This window comes from Frankia sp. CcWB2 (assembly GCF_977927585.1).
Genome location: NZ_CDWRCM010000076.1, coordinates 10,453 through 17,305, shown reverse-complemented (window position 1 = coordinate 17,305; position 6,853 = coordinate 10,453). Strand labels below are relative to the sequence as shown.

The 6,853-nt window shown below is 70.9% G+C and carries 4 protein-coding genes; 1 reads left to right on the top strand and 3 read right to left on the bottom strand.

Annotated elements, in window-relative coordinates; translation table 11 throughout:
• Window positions 1-216: 216 nt before the first annotated feature.
• From ftsH to ACY45C_RS10300, 3 genes are all read right to left on the bottom strand, one after another.
• On the bottom strand, window positions 217-2,145 hold the full coding sequence (gene ftsH, locus ACY45C_RS10310; RefSeq protein ID WP_462187405.1) for an ATP-dependent zinc metalloprotease FtsH: 1,929 nt from the start codon (window positions 2,143-2,145) through the stop codon (window positions 217-219).
• Window positions 2,146-2,286: 141 nt separating this feature from the next.
• Window positions 2,287-3,147 carry a prephenate dehydratase gene (locus tag ACY45C_RS10305; RefSeq protein WP_462187404.1) on the bottom strand — a complete coding sequence of 287 codons (861 nt, stop codon included), beginning with the start codon at window positions 3,145-3,147 and terminating at the stop codon, window positions 2,287-2,289.
• A 111-nt stretch (window positions 3,148-3,258) separates the two neighbouring features.
• Window positions 3,259-5,370, bottom strand: coding sequence for an acetate--CoA ligase family protein (locus ACY45C_RS10300; protein WP_462187403.1), 2,112 nt, complete (start codon window positions 5,368-5,370; stop codon window positions 3,259-3,261).
• A gap of 178 nt (window positions 5,371-5,548) precedes the next feature.
• Between ACY45C_RS10300 and ACY45C_RS10295 the strand changes: the two genes are divergently transcribed.
• On the top strand, window positions 5,549-6,853 hold a 1,305-nt coding region (locus tag ACY45C_RS10295), incomplete at its 3' end, for a catalase (protein WP_462187401.1).

Below are 6,853 nucleotides of genomic sequence, written 5' to 3'. Positions count from 1 at the left end.
CCTAGCGACCGCTCGCCGCACCCCGACAGCAGTGCGGCATGCTATCGAAGATCGGTGCTGGACGAGTCGACGATGTCCACGGACGGAGCGCACCAATCTTGTAATCGGGAGGTCGGAGCGAGCACACCTCGATGAACGCTTGGGCCGAGGGCGTGCTCGACACCAAGGACATGCGCCGGCGCGGCGCGGTGAGATCTGGACCGCGGGCATCGGCGGTCAGCCGGGCAGCGGCACCCGCGTCGGCGCACGTTCCGCGGTCGTGGACCCGCGCGCGACGGCCTCGACCACAGAGCCGTCCACGGTCTCCTGCTCCAGCAGCATCCCGGCGAGGGTGTCGAGGGCGTCGCGATGGGTCGTGAGCAGATCGACCGCCCGCGCCTCGGCCTCGCGCAGCAGCCGGGCGACCTCGGCGTCGATCAGGCGCTGGGTCTGTTCCGAGTACGGTCGGCTGACCAGCTCCTCCCCGCCGAGGTACTGCGGGTTCTGGGTACCGTAGCCGACCGGGCCGACCGCGGCCGACAGGCCGAACTCGCGCACCATGCGGGTGGCCAGCTGGGTCGCGCCGGTCAGGTCGGAGGAGGCCCCGGTGGACCCGTGGCCGAAGACGACGAGCTCCGCCGCTCGGCCGCCGAGCCGGACCGCGAGACTGTCGAGCAGGTAGCCCTCGGTATACAGGTGCCGCTCGGCCTCGGGCAGTTGCTCGGTGGCACCGAGGGACATCCCGGCCGGCAGGATCGTCACCTTCGCCACCGGGTCGGCGTGTTCGCAGAACGCCGCCACCAGGGCGTGGCCGGACTCGTGCACTGCGACGGACTTCTTCTCCTCGGGGAGCAGCGCGTTCGAGGCGTCGCGGCGGCCGAGCAGGATCCGGTCCCGCGCGGCGTCGAGGTCCTCGGCGGTGACGACCTCCCGGTCGTCCCGGACCGCGTGGATGGCCGCCTCGTTGACGACGTTCGCCAGGTCCGCCCCGGAGAAGCCGGGGGTGCCGCGGGCGATCCGGTCGAGGTCGGCGTCCGGCGCGAGGGCCTTGCCCCGGGCGTGCACCTTCAGGATCGCCAGGCGTTCGGACTGGGTGGGCAGCGGCACCGTGACCTGGCGGTCGAAGCGGCCGGGCCGCAGCAGCGCCGCGTCCAGGGTCTCCGGCCGGTTCGTGGCGGCCAGCACCACCACCCCGGTGTCCTGCTCGAAGCCGTCCATCTCGGCCAGCAGTTGGTTGAGGGTCTGCTCGCGTTCGTCGTTGCCGCCGATGACGTTCGCCCCCCGGCGCCCGCCGATCGCGTCGATCTCGTCGATGAAGATGATCGACGGTGCCCGCTTGCGGGCCTCGGCGAACAGGTCCCGCACCCGGGAGGCCCCGACGCCGACGAACATCTCGACGAAACCGGAACCGGTGATGGACAGGAACGGGACATCCGCCTCGCCCGCGACCGCCCGGCCGAGCAGCGTTTTGCCGGTACCGGGCGGCCCGACCATCAGCACCCCGCGCGGGCCGTGCGCGCCGACCCGGGTGTAGTGCTCGGGATGGCGCAGGAAGTCGACGACCTCACTGATCTCCTGCTTCGCGCCCTCGTACCCGGCGACGTCGCTGAACCTGGTCGCCGGCCGTTCCGATTCGGTGATCTTCGCCTTCGACCGGCCGAACATGCCGATGCCGCCCAGGCCGCCCATCTTGCGGGCCTGCCGGCCCGACCAGACGAAGAACCCGATGAGCAGCAGCAGCGGCAGGAAGCTCAGCACGACCGACCAGAACGACGTGCCGGCCCGTGTCCCGGTGATCTGCACACCCTTCGCCCGCAGTTGGCCGGTGAGATCACCGGTGTCCAGGGCGGTGGGGATCTGGGAGGTGAAGTCCTTGCCGGTCTTGAGCGTGCCGTCGACGGCGCCGCGGTCGTCGACGGACACCGACCGCACGGCGGCGGCATTCACCCGATCGAGGAACTCGGAGTACGTCAGCGACTCCGGCCGGACGGCGAACAGGCTCGGCCCGATCAGTAGCAGGAACGTGATGAACAGCCCCAGCGGCAGCAGCAGGCGGCGCCAGCCGGGCATCGGCGGCGGCGCCGGCTTGGGTGGGGTGTCCTTCGGTGGCCCGGGACGCGCCTGGGTGGACGGGTGGAGGGTCCCGAGACGGACCGGGGAGATCACCTGGTTCTCCTGTCGTCCGAAGTTCTTCGTCCGTAGTTCTCCTGCCGTCAATTCTCCGGCCGTAGTTCTCCTGCCGTCCGAACATGCCGCTGGTCCTTTTCTACCAGGGCTTCTGCCGGGGCGCGTTCCACCGGAGGCCGATCAGGCCCCGGAACCGGTGCTGATCCGTTCCCGGTACCGGCTCGCCCGGTAGACGCCGAGGATGCGGTGGTCGGCGTAGAAGGACAGCTCCTCGAAGGCGCGGGCGACGGCCGGCTCCTCCGGGCTGCCCTCGATGTCGGCGAGGAACTGGGTGGCGACGAAGCCCCCGCCCACCATGTAGCTCTCCAGACGGGTCATGTTGACCCCGTTCGTGGCAAAGCCGCCGAGGGCCTTGTAGAGCGCGGCGGGCCGGTTGTGCACCTTGAAGAAGAACGTTGTGACGATCGGGCCGACACCGGCGGCCGCGCGCAGGTTCTCGCCGGACAGAATCAGGAACCGCGTCGTGTTGTGGTCCGCGTCCTCGAGATCGGCCTGGAGGATCTGCAGCCCGTACGCCTCGGCGGCGAGCCGGGAGGCGATCGCGGCCCTGGTCGGATCGCCGGCCTCGGCGATCTCCCGGGCGGCCCCGGCGGTGTCGGCGTGGGCGACCGCCGTCAGACCCAGCGTGCGCAGCGCCTCCCGGCACTGGGCCAGCGCCTGGGGATGGCTGTGCACCGTCTTCACCTCGTCGAGGGTCACCCCGGGCAGGCCGAGCAGCTGGTGACGGATCGGCAGGAAGTACTCGCCGATGATATGCACCCCGGGGCGGGGGAGCAGATGGTGGATGTCGGCGACCCGACCCGCGGTGGAGTTCTCCACCGGGATCATCGCCAGGTCCACCTCACCCTCCTCCAGCGCGGAGAAGCACTCGTCGAAGGTCTGGTAAGGGACCGCGTCGTAGTCTGGATAGACGTCCCGGCAGGCGATGTGGGAGTTGGCTCCCCGCTCGCCCTGGAACGCGATCCTCTGTCGGGCGGTCATCCATGTCCTCGAATCCGCTGGATCGGGTACCGGCTGGGTCCGTACCGGTGCCGGTGTTGCCCCCTCGACCGTACAGTTCCCGGGCGACAGTCCCCGTGCCCGAGAGCGGGCTCAACCGTCGGCGGCGAGCGTGTGCGGCAGCGTCCGTGGTTCCGTCTCGGGCGGGAGCAGGCGGAGGCCGGCATGCAGCAGCACGACGCCGCGGCGGCCGACGAGCACCGGATCAAGCAGGATCTCGGCGATGGCCGGCAGTTCCTCCCCGAGCCGGGCGACGCGGTGCAGCAGGTCGGCCAGGGCGTCGGTGTCGGCGGCGGGCGCCCCGGAGCCGCCGAGCAGCAGCACGCTGCCGCGGATCTCCTGGATGAGCTCGGCCGCGTCCCGGTCGGTCAGCGGCAGCGTGCGGGAGAGCGGGTCGACGAGCAGGTCCGCGACGACCCCGCCCAGGCGCAGTGAGAGCAGCGGACCGACGATGGGATCCTGCCGCAGCTGCACCACGGTCGAGACCCCGGCCGGGGCCATCGGCTGCACGAGCATGTCGCCCGGCCCGACGGCGGCGCGGATGGCCTGCCAGGCCTGCGTGAGCCCGGCCGCATCGTCGACTCCGAGTTGGACGGCGCCGACGTCGAGCCGGCTGCGGAACCGTTCGTCGGCGATTTTCAGCGCCACCGGCCACCCGAACGCCTCCGCCGCGGCGAGGGCCTCGGCCTGGTTGCCGACCCGCCGGCTCGGCCAGGCGCGCAGGCCGACCCCGGCCAGCAGGGTCGCGACGGCGGCATCGGGCAGCCACGCCCCGTCCTTCGGGTATCGCTCGGCCTCGGCACGGGCGCGGTCCAGGCCGATGCCGGCCAGCACAGGGACGCTGCCCTGGTCCCGGGTCCGCCAGGCGGCATGATCGGCCGCGCGGGACAGCGCGAGCGCGGCCGACTCCGGCGAGGCGTAGGACGGCACCGACCCCGGGCCCGGGGTACCCGAGCCGTCCCGGACAGCCAGATGGGCAGGGATCCCATCCTGCCCGAGAAAGGAGGCGAGCACCGGCAGGCCGCTCTCGACGGCCACCGCGCGCACCGAGCTCGCCAGCCGGTCGACCTGCGCGTGCGGGGTGACCAGGGTGATGATCGCGTCGACGTCCCCGGAGGTCGCGACCGCGCGCAGCGCGGCGTCGAACCGGTCCGGATCGGCCAGCGGCCCGAGATCGACGGGGTTCGTGGCGTGCCGATGGCCGACCAGCGTGGCGAGGCCGGCGCAGGTCGACGCGGACAGCGCCGGCACGCCGAGCCCGTAGGTACGGCAGGCGTCGGCGGCGAGCGCCGCGAGCGCGCTGGAGGTCCCGACGATGCCGACCCGCCGGCCGGCCGGCAGCGGTTGGCAGGCCAGCAGTTGGGCCGTGTCGAACAGCTGGCTCAACGTGTCGACGCGGATCACCCCGGCGCTGCTGAACAGGGCGTCGATGTCGCTGTGGGCGGCCTCCCGCCCGCTCTTGAGTGCCACGACCGGCTTGTGCCGGCTGAGCTCGCGGGCGATCCGGGCGAACCGGCGTGGGTTGCCCAGGCTCTGCAGATGCAACATGACCACGCCGGTTCGTGGATCGGAGCGCCAGTACCGCAGCAGGTCGTTGCAGGAGACGTCCGAGCGGTCCCCGATCGAGACGAACGTGGAGATGCCCAGGGCGCGCCGGGAGGCGTCGGTGAGGAACGTGCCCGCGAGCGCCCCGGACTGGGTGAACAGGCCGACCCGGCCGGGCGGGGGGTCGCCGACCGCGAAGGTGGCGTGCAGCCGGACCGTCGGGACGGTGTTGATGACGCCCATCGCGTTCGGCCCGATCAGTCGCATGCCGCCGTCACGGGCGATCCGGATAACGTCCGCGAGCCGGGCCCGTCCCTCGTCACCACCGTCGGCGAAGCCGGCCGCGACCACAATGACGCCGCGTACCCCCTTCTCCGCGCAGGCCCGCATGACCTCGGCGACCCGTGGCGCCGGCACCGCGACGACCACGAGGTCGATCTCGACTGGGACGTCACACAGGTCCCGGTAGGCGTAGACGGATGCCACATGGGTTGCCGCGGCGTTGACCGGATAGACAGAGCCGGTGAACTCGCTGGCGAGCAGCCGGCGGAAGACCTCGTGACCGACCGAGCCCGGCTCGCGGCTCGCCCCCACCACGGCGACCGTGCGCGGGTGGAGCAGCCGGGCGATGCTGCGCGACTCCGCCAGGTTCTCCCGCAACGGATGCCTCCTCGCCGGTTCCTCGCTGGCTCCTCGCTGGTTCGTCGCCGGTTCCCGTCGGCGGTGGGGAAGACCGCGACGCCGGCGCGACGCCGTCCGGAAGCGAGATTTACTCGTGTCGTCGCGGGTAGGTCCGGGTACGTCCGGACAGCATCAGGCAGTCAGCGAGGTGACCATCATGACCGATCCTGGGACGTCGCGCCTCCCGCGGGACGACGCGAAGCAGCAGCAGCTCGACGCCGTCCGAGTCGGCGACGACGGCGCCCGCATGACCACCGACCAGGGGATCGGTGTCGAACACACCGACGACTCGCTCGCGGCGGGGGAACGCGGTCCGACGCTGCTGGAGGACTTCCACTTCCGGGAGAAGCTCACCAGGTTCGATCACGAGCGCATCCCCGAGCGGGTCGTCCACGCCCGCGGTGCCGGTGCCTACGGGTACTTCGAGGCGTACGAGTCGCTCGCCGACGTGACCCGGGCGCACTGCCTGGGCGAGGCCCGCCGGCGTACCCCGGTGTTCGTACGGTTCTCGACCGTCGGCGGTTCCCGCGGTTCCGCGGACACGGTCCGGGACGTACGCGGATTTGCCGTCAAATTTTATACCGAGGAGGGTAACTTCGATCTCGTCGGTAACAACATGCCGGTATTCTTCATTCAGGACGGTATCAAGTTCCCCGACTTCGTCCATGCGGTGAAGCCGGAGCCGCACAACGAGATCCCGCAGGCATCCTCCGCGCACAACACCCTGTGGGACTTCGTCAGCCTCGTCCCCGAGTCGATGCACATGATGATGTGGCTGATGTCGGACCGGGCACTGCCGCGCAGCTACCGGATGATGCAGGGCTTCGGCGTGCACACCTTCCGGTTCGTCGATGCCGCCGGGCAGGGGACCTTCGTCAAGTTCCACTGGCGGCCGAAGCTCGGCACGCACTCCCTGGTCTGGGACGAGACGCAGAAGATCGCGGGCAAGGACCCCGACTTCAACCGGCGGGACCTGTGGGAGTCGATCGAGAACGGTACGTTCCCGGAGTGGGAACTCGGCGTGCAGCTCGTGCCGGAATCCGACGAGCACGCGTTTGACTTCGATCTTCTCGACGCGACGAAGATCATTCCTGAGGAGCGGGTGCCGGTGCGGCCGGTGGGACGGCTGGTGCTCAACCGCAACCCCGACAATTTCTTCGCCGAGACCGAGCAGGTGGCGTTCTGCGTACAGAACGTCGTCCCCGGCATCGACTTCACGAACGACCCGCTGCTGCAGGCCCGGCTGTTCTCCTACCTGGATACCCAACTGATCCGGCTCGGCGGCCCGAACTTCGCCCAGCTGCCGGTCAACCGGCCGGTCGCGGCGGTGCACAACAACTCCCGCGACGGTTACGGGCAGCATCGCATCCAGCAGCGCCAGACGTCGTACTTCCCGAACTCGATCAGCGGCGGTTGCCCGGTGCTCTCCGATCCGGCGCACGGCGGGTACGTGCACTACGCC